Source organism: Tildeniella sp. (assembly GCF_059505325.1).
This window is the reverse complement of record NZ_JCACKI010000064.1, coordinates 279,669-302,470: the sequence shown is the minus strand read 5'-3', so window position 1 is coordinate 302,470 and position 22,802 is coordinate 279,669. Positions and strand designations below refer to the sequence as shown.

The 22,802-nt window shown below is 51.3% G+C and carries 20 protein-coding genes and 1 pseudogene; 7 read left to right on the top strand and 14 right to left on the bottom strand.

The window, feature by feature from the left end:
• Positions 1-33: 33 nt before the first annotated feature.
• On the bottom strand, positions 34-2,100 hold the full coding sequence (locus tag AC5JO6_RS22645; protein ID WP_496083293.1) for a S9 family peptidase: 2,067 nt from the start codon (positions 2,098-2,100) through the stop codon (positions 34-36).
• 302 nt (positions 2,101-2,402) lie between these two features.
• Between AC5JO6_RS22645 and fba the strand changes: the two genes are divergently transcribed.
• Together fba and trpB are read left to right on the top strand one after the other, a co-directional pair.
• Positions 2,403-3,482 carry a class II fructose-bisphosphate aldolase gene (gene fba / locus AC5JO6_RS22640; RefSeq protein ID WP_496083292.1) on the top strand — a complete coding sequence of 360 codons (1,080 nt, stop codon included), beginning with the start codon at positions 2,403-2,405 and terminating at the stop codon, positions 3,480-3,482.
• A gap of 149 nt (positions 3,483-3,631) precedes the next feature.
• Positions 3,632-4,888: a tryptophan synthase subunit beta gene (gene trpB / locus AC5JO6_RS22635; protein ID WP_496083291.1), complete on the top strand. Its 1,257-nt coding sequence runs from the start codon at positions 3,632-3,634 to the stop codon at positions 4,886-4,888.
• A 171-nt stretch (positions 4,889-5,059) separates the two neighbouring features.
• On the opposite strand, the gene AC5JO6_RS22630 is transcribed toward trpB, so the two are convergent.
• Entirely contained in the window at positions 5,060-5,683 is a 624-nt protein-coding gene (locus tag AC5JO6_RS22630) for a 50S ribosomal protein L25/general stress protein Ctc (RefSeq protein WP_496083290.1), read from the bottom strand.
• Between the two features lie 98 nt (positions 5,684-5,781).
• On the bottom strand, positions 5,782-7,134 hold the full coding sequence (locus AC5JO6_RS22625) for an adenylosuccinate synthase (RefSeq protein ID WP_496083289.1): 1,353 nt from the start codon (positions 7,132-7,134) through the stop codon (positions 5,782-5,784).
• Positions 7,135-7,399: 265 nt separating this feature from the next.
• Here AC5JO6_RS22625 and AC5JO6_RS22620 point away from each other — a divergent pair, with 265 nt between their 5' ends.
• Positions 7,400-8,458, top strand: a complete 1,059-nt coding sequence (locus tag AC5JO6_RS22620; RefSeq protein WP_496083288.1) for an adenosine deaminase — start codon at positions 7,400-7,402, stop codon at positions 8,456-8,458.
• A 70-nt stretch (positions 8,459-8,528) separates the two neighbouring features.
• Here AC5JO6_RS22620 and psb27 read toward each other — a convergent pair whose 3' ends face one another.
• The 7 genes from psb27 to AC5JO6_RS22585 form a co-directional block, all read right to left on the bottom strand.
• Positions 8,529-8,936, bottom strand: a complete 408-nt coding sequence (gene psb27, locus AC5JO6_RS22615) for a photosystem II protein Psb27 (protein WP_496083321.1) — start codon at positions 8,934-8,936, stop codon at positions 8,529-8,531.
• A 263-nt stretch (positions 8,937-9,199) separates the two neighbouring features.
• Positions 9,200-10,009 carry a phosphate ABC transporter ATP-binding protein PstB gene (gene pstB / locus AC5JO6_RS22610; protein ID WP_496083287.1) on the bottom strand — a complete coding sequence of 270 codons (810 nt, stop codon included), beginning with the start codon at positions 10,007-10,009 and terminating at the stop codon, positions 9,200-9,202.
• A 176-nt stretch (positions 10,010-10,185) separates the two neighbouring features.
• Positions 10,186-11,124, bottom strand: a complete 939-nt coding sequence (pstA, locus tag AC5JO6_RS22605; protein ID WP_496083286.1) for a phosphate ABC transporter permease PstA — start codon at positions 11,122-11,124, stop codon at positions 10,186-10,188.
• 107 nt (positions 11,125-11,231) lie between these two features.
• Entirely contained in the window at positions 11,232-12,185 is a 954-nt protein-coding gene (gene pstC / locus AC5JO6_RS22600) for a phosphate ABC transporter permease subunit PstC (RefSeq protein WP_496083285.1), read from the bottom strand.
• A gap of 191 nt (positions 12,186-12,376) precedes the next feature.
• On the bottom strand, positions 12,377-13,492 hold the full coding sequence (gene pstS, locus AC5JO6_RS22595) for a phosphate ABC transporter substrate-binding protein PstS (RefSeq protein WP_496083284.1): 1,116 nt from the start codon (positions 13,490-13,492) through the stop codon (positions 12,377-12,379).
• Between the two features lie 249 nt (positions 13,493-13,741).
• Positions 13,742-14,353, bottom strand: a complete 612-nt coding sequence (locus AC5JO6_RS22590; protein ID WP_496083283.1) for an SRPBCC family protein — start codon at positions 14,351-14,353, stop codon at positions 13,742-13,744.
• Positions 14,354-14,533: 180 nt separating this feature from the next.
• The gene (locus AC5JO6_RS22585; RefSeq protein ID WP_496083282.1) at positions 14,534-15,382 is read right to left on the bottom strand and encodes a universal stress protein; all 849 of its coding nucleotides are present in this window, start codon (positions 15,380-15,382) and stop codon (positions 14,534-14,536) included.
• Between the two features lie 494 nt (positions 15,383-15,876).
• Here AC5JO6_RS22585 and AC5JO6_RS22580 point away from each other — a divergent pair, with 494 nt between their 5' ends.
• Positions 15,877-16,368, top strand: coding sequence for an acyl-CoA thioesterase (locus tag AC5JO6_RS22580; RefSeq protein ID WP_496083281.1), 492 nt, complete (start codon positions 15,877-15,879; stop codon positions 16,366-16,368).
• Between the two features lie 12 nt (positions 16,369-16,380).
• Here AC5JO6_RS22580 and dxr read toward each other — a convergent pair whose 3' ends face one another.
• The 4 genes from dxr to atpD all read right to left on the bottom strand — a co-directional run bounded on the left by dxr (position 16,381) and on the right by atpD (position 20,113).
• Positions 16,381-17,568, bottom strand: a complete 1,188-nt coding sequence (gene dxr, locus AC5JO6_RS22575) for a 1-deoxy-D-xylulose-5-phosphate reductoisomerase (RefSeq protein ID WP_496083280.1) — start codon at positions 17,566-17,568, stop codon at positions 16,381-16,383.
• Between the two features lie 133 nt (positions 17,569-17,701).
• Positions 17,702-17,989, bottom strand: a complete 288-nt coding sequence (locus AC5JO6_RS22570; protein ID WP_496083279.1) for a hypothetical protein — start codon at positions 17,987-17,989, stop codon at positions 17,702-17,704.
• A 156-nt stretch (positions 17,990-18,145) separates the two neighbouring features.
• Entirely contained in the window at positions 18,146-18,553 is a 408-nt protein-coding gene (gene atpC / locus AC5JO6_RS22565; protein WP_496083278.1) for an ATP synthase F1 subunit epsilon, read from the bottom strand.
• A gap of 102 nt (positions 18,554-18,655) precedes the next feature.
• The gene (gene atpD, locus AC5JO6_RS22560; protein WP_496083277.1) at positions 18,656-20,113 is read right to left on the bottom strand and encodes a F0F1 ATP synthase subunit beta; all 1,458 of its coding nucleotides are present in this window, start codon (positions 20,111-20,113) and stop codon (positions 18,656-18,658) included.
• Positions 20,114-20,479: 366 nt separating this feature from the next.
• On the opposite strand from atpD, the gene AC5JO6_RS22555 reads away from it, so the two are divergent.
• The 3 genes and pseudogenes from AC5JO6_RS22555 to AC5JO6_RS22545 all read left to right on the top strand — a co-directional run.
• A complete protein-coding gene (locus AC5JO6_RS22555) occupies positions 20,480-20,899 on the top strand; it encodes a DUF3110 domain-containing protein (protein ID WP_496083276.1) in 420 nt (139 codons plus the stop codon).
• Positions 20,900-20,984: 85 nt separating this feature from the next.
• Entirely contained in the window at positions 20,985-21,899 is a 915-nt protein-coding gene (gene murQ, locus AC5JO6_RS22550) for an N-acetylmuramic acid 6-phosphate etherase (protein ID WP_496083275.1), read from the top strand.
• A 153-nt stretch (positions 21,900-22,052) separates the two neighbouring features.
• Positions 22,053-22,629 (top strand): annotated as a pseudogene (locus tag AC5JO6_RS22545) (alpha/beta fold hydrolase); the annotation flags it as partial.
• Positions 22,630-22,802: the final 173 nt, after the last annotated feature.

Here is a 22,802-nt window from a genome sequence, read left to right as displayed (position 1 = left end):
GAATGAACCCGCTCCGAGTGTAAACCTGTGGGCTTAAGCTAATCCCCATTGGTCAAAGAGAAACGCATACTCAAAGGCAGTTTCTTTCAAGCTATCGTACCGTCCCGACGCGCCACCATGCCCAGCACCCATGTTGGTCTTGAGCAGCAGGCAGTTGTGGTCAGTTTTGAGCGATCGCAGCTTTGCTGTCCACTTCGCTGGCTCCCAGTAGGCGACGCGAGAGTCGTTTAAGCCTGCTGTGATCAACAGATTAGGGTACGCTTTCGCCTCAATGTTGTCGTAGGGCGAATAAGACTTCATATAGTCGTAGAACATCTTGTCATTCGGGTCGCCCCATTCTTCCCGCTCAATTACAGAAAGCGGTAGATGATCGTCCAAAATAGTGGTCACGACATCGACAAACGGTACGTGCGCGACGACGGCTTTGAACAAATCAGGACGCAGGTTAATCACTGCACCCATTAGCAACCCACCAGCGCTGCCGCCCAAAATCGCCAGATGGTCGGGTGATGTCCAACCCTGAGTGATGAGCTGTTCACTACAGGTGATGAAGTCAGTGAACGTGTTTTTCTTATGTAGAAATTTGCCGTCTTCGTACCACTGGCGACCCATTTCAGAACCACCACGAATATGGGCGATCGCCACCACAACGCCTCGTTCTAACAGTGACAGGCGCGCAGACGAAAACGTCGCTGGATAGCTGAAGCCGTAGGAGCCGTAGCCCGTGAGGAGAAGGGGATTAGCACCGTTTTTCGCCATCCCTTTTTTATAGACAATCGAAATCGGCACCTGAGTCCCGTCGGTTGCCGTTGCCATCAGCCGTTCGCTCACGTACTGGCTGCGATCGTACCCACCCAGCACGGGCGTTTCTTTCTTCAGTTCCCGTGTTCGCGTCTCCAGGTTGTAATCGAAGACCGATCGAGGCGTTACTAAAGACGTGTAATTGAATCGCAGTGTATCGGTCTCAAACTCTGGGTTGCTACCCTCATCCACGCTGTAGGTTGGGTCTGGAAACTGGATGTAGTGCTCCTCACCATTGTCAAGCTGACGCACGCGAATCGTCGGTAGCCCTGCCTCACGTTCGTAAAGCACCAGATGCTTGGCAAAGGCACTGACACCCTCTAGCAACACCGACTCACGGTGGGGAATCACCAAACGCCAGTTGTCCTTTGCAGGAGCCGCAACGGGCGTTTGCATCAGCTTAAAATTGAGCGCCTCATCGTTGGTCGTGATGTAGAACGAATCGCTGTGATGTTCAACCTGGTACTCAATGCCGGACGATCGCGGCTGAATGACCTGAAATTTGCCCTCCGGCTGGTTGGCATCTAGATAGTGAATTTCGGAGGTAATCTTGCTTTGAAGTTCCAGGAGAATGTAGGCATCGCTACGCGTTTTGCCTACGGTCAGATAATAGGACTCATCTGTTTCGTGATAGACCAATTCATCATCGCTCACGGCACTTCCCAACTGATGCCGCAGAAGCCTAAACGGACGATTCGCATCATCTACCAGCGTGTAAAACACGGTTTGGTTATCGTTACCCCAGGCGAACCCATAGCCAGTTTCAAGAATTTTTTCAGGATAAAGCTGCCCTGTGACCAGGTTCAGAAACAGTAGGGTATGTCGTTCTGAGCCAGTTGTATCGACTGAGTACGCCAAAATTTGATGGTTCGGGCTGACCGAAAACAGCCCTAGCCCAAAGAAATCGTGTCCGTTCGCTAAGTCGTTCTGGTCGAGGAGCAATGCCTCCGGCGCGTCTAAACTGCCTTCTTTGCGGCAGTAGATGGGATAAGCCTTGCCTGTTTCTGTACGTGAGTAATAATAAAACTGACCTTTGCGATACGGCACTGAGAGATCCGTTTCTTGGATACGAGCGAGCATCTCGTCATACAGCGCGGTTTGCAGCGCTTCTGTATGCGCCATCATGGCTGCGGTGTAGGCATTCTCCGCTTCGAGATAGGCGATCGTGCTTGGTTCGTCGCGGTGACACAGCCAGAAATAGTCATCGACGCGATCGTCTCCATGCAGTGAGAGGATTTCTGGCTGTTTGTCGGCGATCGGTGGTGATGCAATTGGAGCCACAGTGCGATTTTGATCCATCGTTCAGTTGTTTCAGGGCTTGTTTAAGTGGTTGGTCTATGTTTCTCTTTCAGATCTGGAGAGAAAACGTGAGTTAGGAGCATGGCTTTTTGCTTCACATTGCGTGATCACTCGCATCAGAAATCGAGTGCCTTCCCCTTAGAAGACCATAAAGCCATAAGTAGATTAAATAGTAATTTTTACTTATTATGAGGCTTAAGCGTCTAGATCTTGATCAATGTGGAGCAGAAAGTATCTTAAGATTATCGTAAGAATTAAGCTGAATTGCAAAAGCTAATCACCAATCACCAGGAGGACTGTCTATGGCGCTCGTACCACTGCGGTTGCTGCTCGACCACGCAGCAGAGAATGGTTACGGCATCCCTGCCTACAACGTCAATAACATGGAGCAGATTCGTGCAATCATGAACGCTGCTGACGAAACCGATAGCCCTGTTATTTTGCAAGCGTCTCGTGGTGCGCGCACCTACGCAGGCGAAAACTTCCTCCGTCATTTAATTCTGGCTGCGATCGAAACCTATCCGCACATTCCCATTGTGATGCACCAGGATCACGGTAATGCCCCATCCACCTGCTATTCCGCCATGAAGAACGGGTTTAGCAGCGTGATGATGGATGGCTCATTAGAAGCCGATGCCAAAACTCCCGCCAGCTTTGAGTATAACGTCAGCACCACCCGCGAAGTGGTTAAAGTGGCTCACTCGATCGGCGTGAGTGTTGAAGGCGAGCTGGGCTGCTTAGGTTCTCTCGAAACGGGTCAAGGTGAAGCCGAGGATGGTCACGGTGCTGAAGGCGTTTTATCGCACGATCAACTGTTAACCGATCCTGATGAAGCGGTTGAGTTTGTGGAACAGACGCAGGTTGACGCTCTTGCAGTGGCGATCGGCACCAGTCACGGTGCTTATAAATTCACCCGCAAACCCACGGGCGAAATTTTGGCAATCAGCCGCATTGAAGAAATCCACCGTCGTCTGCCCAACACCCATTTGGTCATGCATGGTTCTTCCTCTGTGCCTGAAGACTTGATTGCCATCATCAACCAGTATGGTGGTGCCATTCCTGAAACCTACGGTGTACCGGTCGAAGAAATTCAGAAAGGCATCAAGAGCGGTGTGCGGAAGGTGAACATTGACACCGACAACCGTTTGGCAATTACCGCTGCTGTGCGTGAAGCATTGGCATCGAACCCTAAGGAATTTGATCCCCGTCACTTCCTGAAACCGTCGATCAAGTACATGCAGAAGGTTTGTGGCGATCGCTACCAGCAATTCGGCAGCGCAGGCAATGCCAGCAAGATCAAGCAAATTGGCTTGGATGAGTACGCTGCTAAATATGCCAAAGGCGAACTTGCAGCCATCACAAAGAAGGCTGTTGGTGTTTAGCCTCTTCCTCTAGCGCGATCGTTGCGTGAAAGAGCCGGGTAGCTAACGCTACCCGGCTCTTTGCTTTCGTTGTCCATAATCTACCCATTGGCTGAACGCCTGACAGCCCCAGACGTATAATAGAAGCGATCCCCTATTTCTACAGGCTTGTGACTACAACGCCCCGCCCCGCTAGTCTTCTGCAAACGGCAAATGCTCTACCTCACGATCGTCCTGATGTGCTCGGGCGGTTTGGCAAATTCGGTGGCAAGTATGTGCCCGAAACCTTGATGCCTGCCTTGAGTGAATTGGAAACAGCATTTTATCAGTACCGCGCTGATTCAGACTTTCAGCAGGAACTCCAAGGGCTGTTACGCGATTATGTCGGACGACCCAGTCCGCTTTACTTTGCTGAGCGCTTGACGACTCACTATGCTCGACCAGACGGTTCGGGTGCGCAAATTTACCTGAAACGCGAAGATCTAAACCACACGGGCGCTCACAAGATCAACAACGCGCTGGCGCAGGTGCTGTTGGCAAAGCGTATGGGCAAACAGCGCGTGATTGCTGAGACAGGTGCAGGTCAGCATGGCGTGGCGACTGCAACCGTCTGTGCCCGCTTTGGCTTGAAATGTGTCATCTACATGGGCGTGCAGGATATGGAGCGGCAGGCGCTCAACGTCTTTCGGATGCGGCTCATGGGCGCGGAAGTATCGCCTGTAGAAGCCGGAACTGGAACACTGAAGGATGCGACCTCAGAAGCCATTCGAGACTGGGTGACAAATGTAGAGGACACCCACTATATCTTAGGTTCTGTTGCTGGACCGCACCCCTATCCCATGATCGTGCGAGATTTCCATGCCGTCATTGGGCAAGAAACTCGCGTGCAGTGCCAGGAAAAATGGGGCGGTTTGCCAGACCTTTTGCTGGCATGTGTGGGCGGTGGCTCAAACGCGATCGGGCTATTCCACGAATTTATTGATGAGCCAACGATACGCATGATTGGCGTTGAAGCAGCGGGCGAAGGCGTAAACACAGAAAAACATGCAGCTACCCTGACACAAGGACGCGTTGGCGTTTTGCATGGTGCCATGAGTTACCTGCTACAAGATGCAGATGGGCAGGTGACAGAAGCACATTCCATCAGCGCTGGGCTAGATTATCCCGGCGTTGGACCAGAACATAGCTACCTCAAAGATTGGGGGCGGGCAGAATACTACAGCATTACCGATGCAGAAGCTCTTGGAGCCTTTCAACGACTATCGCAGCTAGAAGGCATCATTCCGGCGTTAGAAACGGCACACGCGATCGCCTACCTTGAAACACTCTGCCCTCAGCTCCCTGGCAGTCCTCGCATTGTCATCAACTGCTCTGGACGCGGCGACAAAGATGTGCAAACCGTTGCGAAGGTTTTGGATTTGACCTAGCTACGACGATCGCGCGTTACGGTCGATGACTGTGTAACCAATTAGTTAAATCAGTTGGCTTCGAGAAATCGTGGGGATATGTATTCAAAAGAAGTAAGGTTTAGTGCCTTTAACAACCTAAAAGGCACCCCTAGTGGATGCCTTTTGATCACTGAACAAGGCTGGTTAGGGTTAAGCCCCTGAAGTCGAAGCAGCGGCAGCGGCGGCTTCTTCTGCTGCCGCCTCGGCTGCCACAGAACTCGACGGTGCTAGAACTGTGACAACCACGCGATCGGGTTCACCTAATGCCACAACCCCATCTGGTAAAACAAGCTCATGGACATGGAGTGCTGCGCCAACATCCAGCCCAGTCACATCAATTTCAATGGATTCTGGAATCCGATCGGGCGCACAGCGAACCTGTAGTTCGTTCAACCCCTGGTCGAGCGAGCCGCCGCTGTTTTTCACACCCGTGGCTTCGCCCACTAGATGAATCGGCACGTCTACATCCAACGACTCTTGGGAGCCGACTGAAAAGAAGCTTAGGTGATAGACATACCCACGCCAGGGATGAGAATGAACCTCTCGCAAAAGCGCTTTGCCCTTCCACGGCAGTTCTGGCACATTCACCTGAATCAGCGTGTTGTTCACTGAAGCGTCGCGGATCAGCAGTTCAGCCGTTTTTGCTTTGACGGTTAGCGAAACCGATTCTGCACCTTTATGACCGTATAGCACGGCGGGGATCAAGCCAGCGCGACGGAGTGCATTTGCCTTGCTGCCAGCAGGGCGTGTTTGACATTCGAGCGTGAGTTCCATAGTGAGTCAAGGGGAGTAAGGGGAAAGGCTAACGGCTAAAGGATAAAAACTAAATAACGGGTTTTACCCCTTAGCCTTTATCTTTTAGCCTTTCAAATTCAGACTTCTAGCGTGTGAGCGTCAGTCGGCGTTGTGCCGTTGGAGTACAGAAGTGCGCGTTTAGGACCGTGAATGGGATCTTCAACAATGATGGTCTGGTCACGACTGGCACCGAGCGAGACGATCGCAATCGGCACTTCCATCAGCTCTGCCAGCATTTTGAGGTAATCCAGCGCTGGCTGGGGTAAGTCATGCAGCGATCGACAGTGTTCGGTAGACTGCTTCCAACCAGGAACCGTCTTGTAAATCGGCTGACAGCGGGCAAACTTACGCGAGTTACTGGGAAAGTCGTTGCAGGTCGCGCCATCCACTTCGTAGGCGACGCAGATCTTAATTTCCTCCAGCTCATCTAACACATCAAGCTTAGTAATGGCTAAGCAATCAAGTCCGTTAATGCGAACAGCATAACGACCAATCACTGCATCAAACCAGCCACAGCGGCGCTTGCGTCCAGTAGTGGTACCGAACTCTGCACCACGATCGCACAACAACTCTCCCATTGTGCCATGAAGTTCGGTTGGAAAGGGTCCTTCGCCAACGCGGGTAGTGTATGCCTTTGCCACGCCAATCACTCGATCGATCATCGTGGGACCGACACCCGTACCCACACAAGCGCCACCTGCTACCGGGTTGGAGGACGTAACGTAGGGATAGGTGCCATGATCCAAATCGAGCAAGGTGCCCTGTGCCCCTTCAAACAAGATGTTGCGCTTGCGCCGGAACGCCTCATAAATGCGGAGTGAGCTATCGATGACATGAGGACGCAGGCGATCGGCATAGCCCAGATATTCGGCGATCACAGCGTCTGCATCCAGCGGCGGCAAGGCATACAGTTTTTCTAAAAGAACATTCTTATATTCCACCGTCCAGCGCAGCTTCTTCCGCAGCGAGTCAGAGTCCATCAGGTCGATGACCCGGATGCCTGTACGTTCAGACTTGTCAGCATAGGTAGGACCAATCCCGCGTCCTGTCGTACCGATCTTATGCTCACCACGACGCTCTTCCGATGCCTGGTCAATGAGCCGATGGTATGGCATCGTCACATGAGCCGTTTCTGAAATCAATAGATTGCGGGTAGAAACGTTGAGCGTCTCTAGCTGATCCAATTCTCCAATCAGTACCTTTGGGTCAATCACAGTACCTGACCCAATAATGCACTCTGTGTCGGGATAGAGAATACCCGATGGGATCAGATGGAGCTTGAAAGTCTGCTCATCCACTACTACAGTGTGCCCTGCGTTCACGCCACCCTGGTAGCGAACAACGACATCTGCCGACTTGCTGAGCAGATCCGTGATTTTTCCTTTACCTTCATCGCCCCACTGGGCACCGATGACAACGACGTTAGCCAAGAGTTTTGATCAGTACTAGAGTTTGCACAAACGTTGATTATCACCAGAAAGAGACACTCGTGTCAATGCTTTAGTACGAAAGATAGTTCGCTACAACACTCAGCCGTATGGCTGAATTCAACCCGGTCGCACTTTCTGATTACCGTACGACTTCAGTAGATTCGCTAGGATATCACAAATGAGCGATCGACATGCTGCCTAGTCTTTGTGACTTGCGCCTGCTTTTAGACTGAAACCCTTTAATTTTTACCCTAAAGAGGTGCTTGTGACTTTATATGCTGAACTACACCGTCACCTTGGAGGATCGGTCGTTCCTCGGGTTCTATGGCGGTACTTACAACGGAATGATGCTGATCTGGCACAACGGTTTCCCGCCTATCCTGAGTTTGAGGATTTCTACACGCGTCCCCGCAGCACTCTAGATGAATATTTGGAGCTGCATACGTTGGTGGAATCGGTGCAAACAGCAGAGGCGCTGCCTTACTTTATTTACCGCTTAATGCGAGGCGCTTACATTTTTGAGAATCTGGCTTACCTGGAGCTGCGCTATACGCCGTATCTCCGTACGCCCGACCACCTCACGCAAGCGCAGCGGATTGATTTGATGGCAGAGATTGTGTCGATCGTGGGCAAAGCGAGTCGACTCAACGAGTACCCGATCGTAACCAGTCAAATCTTATGTATGCACACGCGGTTGCCGTATGCAGTGAACCGAGCGATCGTTGATTTGGCGGCACAATCGCGGGACTATGTCTGTGCGATCGATGTAGCGGGTGGTGATAATCACTACGGTGAGCGGCTGGACGAGTTTGTTGAACTCTACGCGTACGCGCGATCGCTGGGGATCAATACGACAGGGCACCTTTATGAAACTAGAGAGGGTTGCTACCCGGAACTGCTACCGTACTTGATGCGCATTGGGCACGGTATCCAGATCCCCCTGCACTATCCGCATCTGCTAAAAGAGGTTGCCGAGCGTGGACAATGCCTCGAAGTTTGCCCCACAACGTACCTGCAAACCGGGACATTGGACGATATTTCGCAATTGAAGGCAGTGTTCGATCGCTGCTTTGATGCAGGTGTTGACATTGCCATCTGTACTGATAACGCTGGCTTACACAACGTTCGTCTGCCGTTTGAGTACGAAAATCTACTCACGCACGACATCATTGGGTTCGAGGAACTGCAAGCCTGTCAGGAGGCAGCATTCCGTCATGCCTTTGCCTGGCCTCATAGTCAACAACCAACCTCACTGCTCAATGGTTTGCTAAAGGTTGAACCCGATCGAGACAGTAGCAGTGCTTACGAGATTGCTCAGCGTTAGACACAAAAATGCCTGTAGGTCGTGCTTGCCGCGTGTTCCTACAGGCGCTCTAGTACTCAGACCGCTTTGACTAGGAACCTCGACTGAGGGAAAGCTCGATCTGCTTAAACTCTTGCTCCAGCCGATCGCGTAGCTTCTGAGGCACAGGGCGATTTTGATACGAGCTGTAGTGACCCGCTAGCGAATTCAACGCCGTTCGCATAGTGGTATAAGAATTTAACTTTGCCACAGAACCGTCACGCCGATAGCGAGCCGTAAAATCACCGATCAGCTGACGTGCTTCTGCCTGAGCAGCACTTCGCGCAGGAGAATCGTCGGGTAGCTGAATGGATTCTCTCAAATTGTTAACCACTGCCGCCGTGTCCTGGCGATAGTCTCCAGTTAAAACTGTCGCTGCTCTTGCGGCTGGGACAGCACCCGTCAGACCGATCAAAACGACTAGGATTAGAGAAAAAAAGCTTGATAGATAGCGCTTCATAAGCATTAACGAAGAGGAGTAAATAACCTTCTAGCCTGCTCTCGAAAGTGCAGACAAGAATCATCCTACCGCGATCAAGCGTAGGGATCATGCGTCTTCCGAAGGGGACACTAGCAATTGCAAGTCGCTCAACCCTTGGCTGGGTCGATTAAAGCCTTCGCTCAAACCCTTAGGCTGGCAATCAGCGATTTGAGTAGGGCTGAGCAAGCATCGCTAATGGCTGCTGGTCTCTCCGTGAAACAAGGTTCTTCCTCGACAAGACCCTAGCCGAAGCGACCGCTGACATACTCTTGCGTTGCTTGATGCTGAGGGGTTTGGAAGATCACTTCAGTGCGATCGTATTCGACGATGTAGCCTGTGCGCTGACCCTTCGCATTTGCCTCCACGTTATAGAAGGCAGTGAAATCAGAGGCGCGCGATGCCTGTTGCATGTTGTGGGTCACGATGACGATCGTGTAGCGCTCTTTCAACTGTTGCAGCAGATCCTCAACTTTCAGCGTCGAAATAGGGTCAAGTGCCGCACAGGGTTCATCCATCAAAATCACATCGGGCTGCACCGCTACTGCACGGGCAATACAAAGTCGCTGCTGCTGACCACCGGAAAGATCAGTGCCCATAGCGTTGAGCTTGTCCTTCACGTCATCCCAAAGGGCTGCTTGCTTGAGTGCCCGTTCTACCAGTTCATCCATGTCACCCTTATAGCCAACTAGCCGAGGACCGAACGCAATGTTCTCGTAGATAGATTTTGGAAAGGGATTTGGCTTCTGAAACACCATCCCAATCTGCCGCCGCACTTCTACAGGGTCAATCTCTGGCGCATAAAGATCTTGGTCGCGGTAAAAGATTTTGCCATCAAGATGAAAGATCTTAATCAAATCATTCAATCGGTTAAAGCACCGGAGCACGGTACTCTTACCGCAACCGGATGGACCGATGAAAGCGGTAATGCTGTTTTTGGGGATCTCGATCGAGACATTCTTTACTGCCAGAAAACTACCGTAGTAAATATTGAGATCCTGAGTACGAAAGATCGTTTCAGTTTGGCGGGCGGTGCTCTGGATGTCCGTCGTCATAAATCTAAAGGGGGTGAGTGGTTACTATTTCAATAAGACTTGAAGTTACTAAGATTAAAAGCGGCGCGGCGGCAGCAAACGACCAAGACTGCTAAAGCATGACGATCGCCGATCACAAAAAGTTAGGACTGTATGAGCCAGCGATCGCTCACAAACTCAACACACCGCCTTAAACATTATTTACGCCGCCTCGTAATCCAGCGCGAGAGGATGCTGGTCACTAGAACCAATGCCACAAGCACTAGTGAACCAGCCCAAGCAAGCTCTTGCTGGTTCTTGTAAGGCGCTGTCGCAAAGTCAAACACCAATCTCGACATTGTAGCGGTCGGCTCCCAGATGCCGTTAGTGAGGTAAGTAGCGGGATTCACGTTGACCGGACTCAAACTCAACCCTGAATTCCAGTAACGACTGAAAGAGGCTGTAAAGAGAACAGGCGCTGTCTCTCCAGCAGCACGAGCCACAGCCAACATGACCCCAGTCAAAATTGACGGTACTGCCGCTGGTAGAACAATCTTCAACGTTGTTTGAATGCGTGTGGCTCCCAACCCCACTGCTGCCTGTCGGTAGTCATTGGATACTGCCTCTAGCGCTTCTGCTGACGTACGTACGATCGTCGGTAGCATCAACACCGAGAGCGCTATGCCGCCAGCTACCGCTGAAAACCGACCAGTCGCTAAAACCACCAGAGAATAAGCAAAGGCTCCCACGACGATCGAAGGCACACCGCTGAGAACATTCGTGAAAAAATCGATCACGTCTGCCAGCTTCGTTCCTCTGGCAAATTCAGACAGGTAGATGGCTGCCAGCACACCAAAAGGAATACTCAGAGCCGCAGAAATACCAACGGTGGTCAGAGTCCCAACAAAAGCATTGCCAAAACCGCCGCCTGTGAGACCGGGAGCGGGCGGCAGTTGGACAAAAAGAGCCGGACTTAACCGGGCGAAGCCGTTGATCAGCACGTAAGAAAGCACCGCAACCAGTGGAACGAGGGCGATCGCAGCGCAGATATAGGCGACAACGGTCATCGCTGACGAAAACAACGTCCGGGGTGACGTTGGAACGCGTCTCATATTGCGCTCTACTAGAGGGGTATTCGCCAAGTCTGGATTCGTCATCTCAACCTTTTCTTAACTTCTATCAACTGATTGATTCGTTAGTCCAGTCACGTCATGGCAGATTGAGGCAGGCTTGATGCCACCGCGTTTAAGCGTACGATCGCACCTTAAAGCTTCAAGCTAAAGCGACGCACGATAATCTCAGCCAAGACATTCACCACAAGCGTCAAGGCAAACAGCACCAGCGCCGCATACATCAGTGAAGCCACTTGTAGTCCGCCCGCTTCAGCAAATTGATTTGCCAGCAATGAGGCAACCGTCGAGCCTTGAGACAAAATCGAAGCTGACTTAATCGTGTCCGAGTTACCAATCACCATCGTGACCGCCATCGTCTCACCCATAGCCCGCCCTAGCGCCAGCATGATACCGCCGACAATACCAGAGAACGCAGCAGGCAGCATGATTTGAAAGATTGTTTCCCAACGGGTTGCACCCAGCCCGTAAGCAGCTTGCCGCAGTTCCGCAGGTACTGCTGTTAAAGCATCCCGAGAGATGGCGGCAATAATGGGCAGGATCATGATTGAAAGGATGATGCCAGCAACATAAATGCCCGGACCGGAGGGTGTCGTGCTGAAGATAGGAATCCATCCTAAATTGCTATTCAGAAAACCGCCGATCGGCGTCAAAATTGGAATCAACACAAAAATTGCCCACAGCCCGTAGACCACGCTAGGAATTGCAGCCAGAAGCTCAACGAGAAACACGATCGGCTGTTGAACATGCGGCGGCAAAAAGTCTTCGCTTAGAAAGAGAGCAACACCAATCCCGATCGGCACCGCAATCAGCAAGGCGATAAATGACGTGACCAGCGTGCCGTAAATCTGAGTTAGCGCGCCAAAAATCTCATCGTTAACGCTCCAACGGCTGGTAACTAAAAAGCCAGCACCAAACTTTTGAATCGCTGGGAGTGCATCGGTTCCAACTCTGGTGGCGATCGCTACCAGTACCAACGCAACCCCAATACCAAAGGCGGCTGTAAGCCAGACAAAACCCTGATCAATCCAGCGTGAGGTTTGAGAACGCTGCCACGACATGGGCAAAGGCTGATTGGTTGGAGTCATAGGTAGTCAACTGAAGTAGTAAGCTAAACAACCCGCAAATGAAAATTTAGAATAGACCCTTCAATGCTCAAAAAAGGAGAGGCTGATGTCTATAACCACAAATTTCTCTGAAGCTAGACATCAGCACTTCCACATACGCGCAACAAACGATCCAAACCAGTCAGACTTAGTTGAATTCATCAACAGGTCAGCTACTTGGCAGAGCTAACTTTGATAGTGTCAACTGCCGTCGTGACTTTGGTGGAGATTGGATCAGGTAAGGGGATGTAGCCTAGTTCGCTAGCGTACTGCTTGCCATCCTTCAGCGCCCACTTCACAAAATCGTTAATTGCTTTTGCTTTTGCCGGATCTTTGGGGGTTTCGTACAGCAGCAGATAGGTCAGGCTCACGATCGGATAGGCACCTTTTTGAGCGGGATCAGGAACCTTCACTGCAAAGTCAGTAGGCACAGTAGCACCGTCAAGCGCTTTTGCAGCCGCGTCTGGCGCAGGGACAATAAATTCACCTGCTTTGTTTTGCAGAGCAGCGACCTTCAGTTTGTTTTCATTGGCGTAAGAGTACTCGGTATAGCCGATCGCGCCTTTAGTTTGTTGAACCTGGGCAGTTACACCTTCGCTACCTTTACCACCTGTACCAACGGGCCACTCAATGGTCTTGCCAGCACCCGCTTTCCAGGTCGGGCACGCCTTCACAATATGGTTGGTGAAGATGGCAGTTGTACCGCTACCGTCCGAGCGGTGAACAAAAGTAATCGGAGTACTTGGCAGGTTCGTCCCTGCGTTGTCTTTCGCAATTTTAGGGTCGTTCCAGGTCTTGATCGACCCATCTACAATCCCACAGATGGCGGAACGCGACAGCTTGAGCTGGTCTACACCGTCCAGGTTGTATGCCATGACCACGAAAAGCCCGGTTGAAGGAATCTGAACCGCCTTGCCGCGATCAGCCGGAACTTTTGCCTTATCAGCGTCTTTAAGCGGATCATCGCTTGCAGCAAAGTCAACTGTCTGATCCAGAAAGCGCTTGACACCTGCACCGCTACCAACGGAGTCATAGCTGATTTGAATGTTTGGATTAGTTTTGTTGTATTCCTGGAACCAGCGCTGATACAGCGGGTTAGGAGCAGTTGCACCAGCACCACTAATGGAAACCGTGCCGCCAGCAGCCGAGGAGGCAGCAGGACTGGCACTGGTGTTCTCACTTGGAGGAGTATTCGTCGTCGTTTGAGGAGCACAGGCTGCCAGACTCGCCGCTAGGGCGATCGCTGAAGCCGAGAACGCCCAACGGGCTGCTTTTAGAGAGGAGATCATAAATTCTGCAACTTAACACATCTGCACTAACGCTACCGTGCATCAGTAAAGAAGAGGTTAAGTAATCAGGATTACATCTCCTTTTGCAGAACCCTACGGTCTCAACGAATCATGCCTGCTGGCGAAAGTAGCTGTGATCGATACCCGGTCAACGGCTGCTGGACTGCTACAGCGGTCAAAAAACTGCGTGGTTTAGCGAGTGGAAACGATCGAAGCGTTATGCTGTGTGCCAGCCGACCAAGCTCAGCGCTAACGGCAAAGCACCCGACGCATGGTTTGCATATTGTCTGGCAGATCCATTTGAATCGCTTGCTGGATTAACATTGAAGGGACTGGAATGGTAGGCGTTGCCTGTACAGAATAGGTTAGTAATGTGCCGTTGTTGTAGTCTTGCAGCGTCAAATCAGCCGCAAAGTCATGAAAATTGCCTGACTCCAACCGAAATTGAATCTGCTGCTGTGCGATTTCGATCACCTTTAAGTAGATATCAACTTGCGCTGTGAGAAACAAAAAGGCTTTACTTGCCACCTGGTACAGTCGCTTGTAGCCATCCAGAGATTTTTGGTTGCTTAGCCTGGAGTCATTGCGCTGAAGGATTTCGCTCCGGGTCAACGCAGGAAAGTAATGCACCCACCGGGGATAGTCTGTCAACTGTTGCCATGCGATCGCCCGTTCTAACGGCAGGTACATCTGAGCCGTTACTGCACCACCCCACGCAGAATAGGTTCGGGTCTTCAACAAAATTTCACCGCTCAAAAGCTGTTTAGCGCGTGGTTCGTGGCACTGTTTCGCTAAAAGGTCAGTGACAGTTGTTGAAAGCGTCGTTGTACGGGTGAGCGTTGGTGCAGTAGAGGTCATCATTCCAGTCCAGCAACTCCTAAGCGATAAGAACGTGTCGAAACCTTGTTTGGCACCCTTAAGGCAGCGGCAGGAGCCAAGCGTTCCGTGTTACAGAAAGCATAACTCCATAACTGCAAAGAAAGGTTACGGAAGGGCATGAAGATTCGGCTAAGTTCGTGCAGGCTGCTGGTAGATGGACGGTTAGCTGGTGCGCGCTAACAAAACGGGGCAATTAGCGTAAACCCTCACATAGTCGGAGAGGGATGAACCAAGTAACCGATCGAGGTCAGGTAGCCCTTTAGCGATGGTTGGACGGCGATCGGGCGAACCCACCAGCAGCAAGCCGACGTTCAACTCATCGGCTAGGCGGCATAGCTCTTCGGCAGGTTTGCCAACACATGACAGGCAACGGTAGGCGATGCCCAGTCGTTTTGCCTCTGCCACTGCTGTGGCAAAAACAGGGTCTTGTTCAGACGCTTCACCGCTGGCACAGTAAGATTTGCCGCTCAGATCTGGATTAATGTGCGTCAGGATGAGTTCTCCATCCTTAAAATCGCGTAGTAGAAACAGCGCTAGCTTGAGGCTTTGACTCGCCGCTTCCGATCGGTCTAGCGCTACCATGACGCGGTTGATTTTCTTGATGTAGATGTCGTCTCTTACCAACAACATGGGGTGCGATGAGAGCTGGAAGACGTACTGACTAACCGAATTTTCCAGAATGGAGACTAGACGCTTTAAGCCTCTAGAACCCATGATGATTAGATCTGCGTCAATCTCGTCGGCGACTTTACAAACCACATCTTTGGGATCGCCTTCGCGGAGCAGCCTAGAGACACGCGCTGGATCAAGATTCAAGGCTTGAATGGCATGAGCTAAAATTTCGCTCCCTTTTTCTCGCTGCTCAACCATTTCAGCCGCAGTAATCTGAGGCGGAACGACATGTAGAACCGTAACAGAGGCTCTTTGCATAGAAGGAATACTTGCCAGAGCTTTGAACATTTCCTCGGACTGTCCGGTTCCAGAATCAGCTAAAAGAATTTTTTCGATCATGAATTTGTCTCACGCTTTCCGTTTTAAACAGCACAGAGTTTCTGACCCTCAGGGTTGGGTCGCTGGCAAGATGCAAGGCTGCGATCGCCCTCGCGCTTGATTGACCGACTGAAGGTTAAGCAATCAAAGCGGTGCTTGGTCAACTCTTGATAATCAGAATTCTACCTTTAACATTCGCCAAACTGATGCTCTCTGTTACTCATTGTTGTGTTTGTAATCGTGAAGAGCTATTAAGTAAAGCGGACAAAATCCCTAAAGTTTAAACAGTCATTTTAAGGATATGTTTTTTAATGCTTTATGAAGCGTTTAGCGCCTGACAGCCTTAGCTGGCTTACTTTTATAGTATTGATCCCTATACGATTAAATCTGCTGTAAAGAAACTAATTGCGAATGTGACACAAGCAACCGTTGATTGAGTTAACTAACGTAAACAAGTGGCAGAATGATTGAGATAAAATAAAACAAAAACATCGATCGCTGAAGCATCTGACTGTATGACGAACGACCAACCTGATCAACGTCAATTACCTCCCACTGGAGCCATCCAAAATCCGCTGCACGTTTCTCCTGGAAACTGGTTTGATTATTTAGTCAGAGCACAACCGCACCATACCGACTATGCAGGCATCGTCTGGCACGGCTCTTATGTTGCCTGGATGGAGGAAGCCAGAGTTGAGTGTTTGCGCTCGATCGGTATTGAATTTGCTGATCTCGTGGCGCTGGGTTGTGATTTGCCTGTCGTAGAACTGTCGATTCGCTACCATCAGCCTGTTCAGATGGGTATGGCAGCCGTTGTGCGAAGTCGGATGGCAGATACGGAGGGGGTTCGCATCAATTGGGATTATCAAATCCAGTCAACCGATGGGCAGGAATTGTTTGCTACGGCTCGTGTGGCATTAGTAGCGGTCGATCGCGACAAAGGTAAAGTGATGCGACAGTTACCTCCTGTCGTCAAAGAGGCATTAGTCAAGCTATCGGCACGTTGAGGAGCGTTACAGCTATCGGATAGAGATGACCGGGACTGGCATTTGGCTCACCGTCAGGATTTCTTGTCGTGCCCAGCGATCTGCCGCAAGGATGTCTTCCAGACTGGGGTTGGAACGGTTGTGGCTCTGGTAGCGATCGCAGACTTGCTCAATCAAGCGAGGAATGTCTAGAAATTGAATTTTTTCGTCTAGAAACAGTGCAACTGCCTGTTCATTTGCTGCATTTAAGACCGCAGGCATACAGCCTCCAGCCCGCCCTGCTGCATAGGCTAACTGCATACAGGGGTATTTTTGATGATCGGGTTCCCGGAATGTGAGCGTGCCAGCCTTGACCAGATCGAGCGGTTCCCACCTGGTAGCAAGGCGCTCTGGATAAGACAGCGCGTAAAGTAACGGCAGGCGCATATCTGCCCAACCTAATTGCGCTAACACAGAGGTATCCTGCAACTCAATGAGCGAATGAATGATACTTTGGGGATGGATGACGATCGCGATCTGGTCGTAGTCTGCCCCAAACAAATAATGCGCTTCGATGACTTCTAACCCTTTGTTCATCAAAGTGGCAGAGTCGATCGTAATTTTTCGACCCATCGACCAGTTGGGATGCTTAAGGGCATCAGCCACGGTGACGTGCGCTAGTTTATCGACGGGCAGATCGCGGAAAGCCCCACCCGAAGCGGTGAGCAGAATGCGGCGCAAGCCACCATCCGGTACGCCCTGGAGACACTGGAAAATTGCCGAATGCTCTGAATCGGCAGGCAGCAGTTTCACACCATGCTTTTGCACGAGCGGTAGCACAACTGGCGCACCCGCTATCAGCGTTTCTTTGTTTGCCAGAGCAATATCTTTGCCCGCTTCGATCGCCGCGATCGTTGGCAACAGTCCTGCACAACCGACGATGCCTGTCACGACCACGTCGGCTGTACTCCAACGAGCCACTTCAATAACTCCAGCTTCATCGGCTAAAAGAGTGGGTTGTGGATCGATATCGGCGATCGCAGCCTGAAGATCGGGCAACAGTTCTGATTCACACAGCGCCACGATCGCGGGACGAAATTGGCGAATTTGCTGTGCCAGAAGCGCTACATTGCGTCCTGCGGCTAACCCAACAATGCGAAATTCGTCTGGGTGCTGGGCAACAATATCAAGCGTTTGAGTGCCAATGGAGCCAGTTGAGCCGAGGAGAGAAATTGCTTTCACGATCGCCGAAGTCCAGTCACGCCTCCCCTATCTTACGCTTGCCGCGCACTTAACCTGGAAGAAATTCTTAAGCAGAGTGAGAATAATCCTGCAATTGTCAAAACGATCGCGCCTTGATTAAAGGCTCCAACGTTTATGGCTCGCCTGCATTGCGTTGCAGTATATCCAGAATGCGACGGTTTTCAGTTTGCAGTCCTCGGATGTCGGATTCCATGATTTCCATGCGTTGAAGGCTTTGCTGCATAATCTGCACGATCGCTTCAACATTCTGATTCGTGCGATCGGCATTAATGCGAAAGGCTTCCATGTCGCGCTGGTGAATTTCAACGGTGCTGAGTAGAACGCTGACTGCCATTTTGATGTCGATCGAGTCGTTTTCAAGGCGATCGACTCGATTGGGTAAGTCATTCGATTGAGCCATGATCTTGTTCTATCAGTGTTTACCAGTTTAGGCGATCGCCATTGGAGAGGCGATCGCTCAGCTCAGAAAGCAAACAGCGATCGCCTTTCTAATGAGACGATCGCTGTTTTTGACAGATACAGAGTCAGGTTTTTTGTCTCTCAATGGTTCACGCGATCAAACTGTACCACCAGCAGCTTGCAGACGAGCACGGGCACGCTTAAACGCCTGTGTTGCCTGAATGCTTGCCGAGCGATCGTCGTTTTGCAGCGACTGGTTATACTTCGCTTCTGCTTCTGTAAACGCAGCACGTGCTTTTTCTTTGTCGATCGTGTCGCCACGTTCGGCTGCATTGACCAGCACCGTGACTTCGTTACTATCCACTTCGGCAAACCCGCCTGAGAGGGCGATCGGTACCCAAGTTTTGTCTGACCGAACTCGCATCACTCCAGTATCCAGAGCGGTCAACAAAGGTGCGTGCCCTGTCAAGATGCCTAGTTGCCCGGTGGTGCTGGGCAGAATCACTTCTTCTGCTTCTGCATCCCAGATGGTTTTATCGGGTGCAATGACACGAACAGTTAGCATAGATAATTTTTCCTAAAGGCAGGACGGTTAACTGAGAGAGTTTTTAGTCATTGGTTGTTAGTTGTTAGACCGTTACTAACAACTAACAACTAATCGCTTTACCTACTTGCTTTCTGATTTCAGCTTCTCGCCTTTGGCGATCGCTTCATCAATGTCACCCACCAGGTAGAATGCCTGCTCAGGCAGATCGTCCAGTTCACCCGCAAGGATCTTTTTGAAGCCGTCGATCGTCTTTTCAAGTGTGACGTACTTGCCAGGAGATCCGGTGAATACCTCCGCGACAAAGAAGGGTTGCGACAGGAAGCGCTCGACCTTCCGCGCACGGGCAACGATCAGGCGATCGTCTTCCGAGAGTTCATCCAAACCCAGAATCGCAATAATATCCTGGAGTTCTTTGTACCGCTGGAGCGTGGATTGTACCGCTCGTGCTGTGTCGTAGTGATCGCCGCCGACGATCGCGGGTTGCAGCATCGTTGAAGTCGAATCCAGCGGATCGACTGCTGGATAAATGCCCTTCGATGCCAAGCCGCGTGATAGCACCGTCGTACCATCCAGGTGAGCAAAGGTCGTCGCTGGGGCGGGGTCAGTCAAATCATCCGCAGGGACGTAGACCGCTTGCACAGACGTAATGGAACCTTCCGTTGTAGAGGTAATCCGCTCTTGTAGATCGCCTACGTCTGTACCCAACGTTGGCTGATAGCCGACCGCAGATGGCATCCGACCGAGCAGCGCCGATACTTCAGAACCCGCTTGCACAAAGCGGAAGATGTTGTCGATAAACAGCAGCACATCTTGCTTGTTCACATCGCGGAAGTATTCTGCCATCGTGAGCGCAGACAGACCGACGCGCATTCTGGCTCCCGGCGGCTCGTTCATCTGACCGTAGACCAGAGCAATCTTCGACTCGCTCAGGTTGTCTTTGTTGATGACACCCGATTCCATCATTTCGTTGTAGAGGTCATTGCCCTCACGGGTGCGTTCGCCTACACCGCCAAACACAGACACACCACCGTGATTGGTCGCAATGTTGTTGATCAATTCCATCATAATGACGGTTTTACCCACACCTGCACCACCAAACAAACCAATTTTGCCGCCTCGACGATAGGGGGTCAGCAGATCAATCACCTTGATGCCTGTTTCAAACACAGAAGGCGTGGTTTCCAGGTCGGTAAATTTTGGTGCCGATCGGTGAATGGGGGACGTTTCGCTGGTATCAACGGGTCCTTTGTTGTCAACGGGTTCGCCGAGGACGTTGAAGATGCGACCTAATGTTGCGGGACCAACCGGGACATTAATGGGTGCGCCCGTATCCATCACTTCCATCCCGCGCACCAGACCATCAGTGGTACTCATCGCCACTGCCCGCACCTGGTTGTCGCCGAGTAGCTGCTGCACTTCACACGTGACAGCGACCGCTTGACCAGCCGCATTGGTGCCTTTAATGGTCAACGCATTGTAAATCGCTGGCATATCGCCGCTGGAGAATTTAACATCCAAAACGGGACCGATAACCTGCGTGATATAGCCGATGTGAGTTTTTTCTGTGGTGGTGACCATGCTCGCGCCTTACTCCGTGGTTTAGCCTCAGTAACTTAAGATAGCGTGACTCAGCGATCGCATACCGGGAACGATTTCCTACCGGAATGCAGTCTTGAATTTAAATTGTCACTATTAAATTGCCACGCTTAGCTTACCACTGAATGGTTACGGTGAATGAAGTTGGTGCGGAGTGACGGGAGTGAGCAGTGAGGGTGTGAAGGGGTGAGGGGAGTTTTGAGGGCAATCAGCGGTCAGCGGTCAGCAGCAGTTTCTGTCTTCTGCTCTTTGCCTTCTTAATTCCCTTTTCGTGTTGTCTCTCTAACAGTTGACCAGTAGGGACTAACCTTAAGATTGAAGAATAATCGCAAGTAGAAGTCTGTAGCTATGCAGGTGTTTGTTTTACTGTTTAATGCTGACACGGAAAATGAAGGCATCCACACGATTCGGATTGGCGATCGCAATCTGGTGCTGATCTTTGAGCAGGAAGACGATGCGACCCGCTACGCACTATTGCTAGAGGCGCAAGATTTTCCGGTGCCAACGGTTGAAGTAATGGAGCAGGCTGACATTGAGGGGTTCTGTGCAAGTGCTGGCTATGAGGGTCAGTTTGTGCCTGCTGGTTTTGTGCCTCAAACCGATGCCGATCGGCTGCTCTTGGCTCCCCCTGAAACTAATTTGGTTGAAACCGACTGGCAGGAAGACCAGAAGACAGAAATATCAGAATTAGAGCCAGAATCCAAAGGGGACGCGATCGCCGATGCAGAGTTGGAGCGCCTTCGCCGCCAACTGGAGGGGCTGCTGTAGAAGGCAGAGGGCAGAGGGCAGAAGGCTAGACTCGAATGCCCTTTTATCCTTTATCCTTTATCCTTTAGACCTTCTTTTTCTCCCCATGCCCAATCTAGACGAACGTGGACATCTACTGACGGAGCAGGCAAATCCAAAGAGCGAACATCTGGATCAGTTGACGACGCTGGAACTGGTGGATCTGTTTAACCAGGAAGATGCTCGAACGATCGTGGCGATCGCGGAGGCACGAGAGCAACTGGCAACAGCGATCGACCTCACCGCAACCTCACTACGGCAAGGTGGACGGCTATTCTACATCGGAGCCGGGACAAGTGGACGACTGGGCGTGTTGGATGCGGCGGAATGTCCGCCTACATTTTGCTCTGATCCAGAACAAGTACAGGGCATCATTGCCGGGGGAGCCGAAGCATTAGTCCGCAGTTCGGAAGGGTTGGAGGATCGAGTAGATGATGGGGCAGCGGCGATCGCCGATCGACACATCACCGCTATCGATGTCGTTGTTGGCATCACCGCGGGTGGCACGACCCCCTACGTTCACGGGGCGTTACAGGCAGCGCGTCAGCGAGGAGCCACCACCATCTTGATCGCCTGCGTTCCTGCCGATCAGGTGAGCGCTCAGGTCGATGTGGACATTCGCTTACTGGTGGGTGCTGAAGTGCTGGCGGGTTCAACGCGTCTCAAAGCTGGCACCGTAACAAAACTGGCACTCAATATTCTCTCTACAGGTGTGATGGTGCAGTTGGGCAAGGTCTACGGCAATCGCATGGTAGATGTGGCGGTTACGAACAAAAAGCTGCACGATCGCGCCCTCCGCATTCTGCAAGACCTGACTGACTTGAACCGTGAGGCTGCTGATTATCTCTTGGAACAGAGCGATCGCAGTGTCAAACTCGCGCTCTTGATGCATTGGACGGGATTAGGGAAAGAAGAGGGCGATCGGCTTTTGGCGGATTATCAAGGCAACCTGAGAAAGGCGGCTATGGCATCGCATGAGTAGCGTTCTCAATCACCCGTCACAAGTAACCTCGAACTTGACGGAGAATCTCCCAATGGTCGGGTGTATTGGGGTTGTTGGGCGGCTATCGTGTAGCGATCGAACAGATAGGGAGTTTGCTAGCTAAAGCACTTATTGAAACAGTGGAGTTCCATTATGGCAGAAGCAAAGTCCACACAAAACACTTCATCACGACTGAGTGTCAAGCATTGTACGACTGAAATTGACGGCACAGAGATCTTTTATCGGGAAGCTGGCTCATCGGATGCGCCCGTGCTGCTACTACCGCATGGTTATCCTTCCTCATCGTTCCAGTTTCGCAATTTTATACCTGTGTTGGCTGACCGCTGGCACTTGATTGCACCGGATTATCCGGGTTTTGGCTATAGCGACACACCCGATCAGACACACTTCAATTACACTTTCGAGGGCTATGCTGACTTTCTTGAGCGGTTTACTGTGGCGATGAACCTAACGCGATATGCGCTCTACCTGCATGACTACGGCTCCCAGATCGGGCTTCGCCTTGCTATGAAAGATCATGATTGGTCTAATGGAGGGCTTACGGGAAAATCTTAATTGGTTCCCCAAGTGCCAAGGCTATCTACGCGAACACCAGCCACCGACACTGATTGTCTGGGGTTCTCAAGATGGTTATATGCCTGAAGGCGCGGCGCAAGCATATCTCAGAGATTTACCTCACGCTGAACTGCACATCTTGGACGGTGGACACTGCCATCATCCCTCTGCGCGATTGACTCACTCGGTGGTCACTGCGGTCATGATAATTTGGTGTAGGGGTTTTGGCTCCGACTCTGAAAGTTCGTTTAGCGTAGGTTCCTCGTGTAAACTAGCAATGCACTGGCAACCCGCCTAAACCCAAAAACTTTCGCAGCACAGATCGTC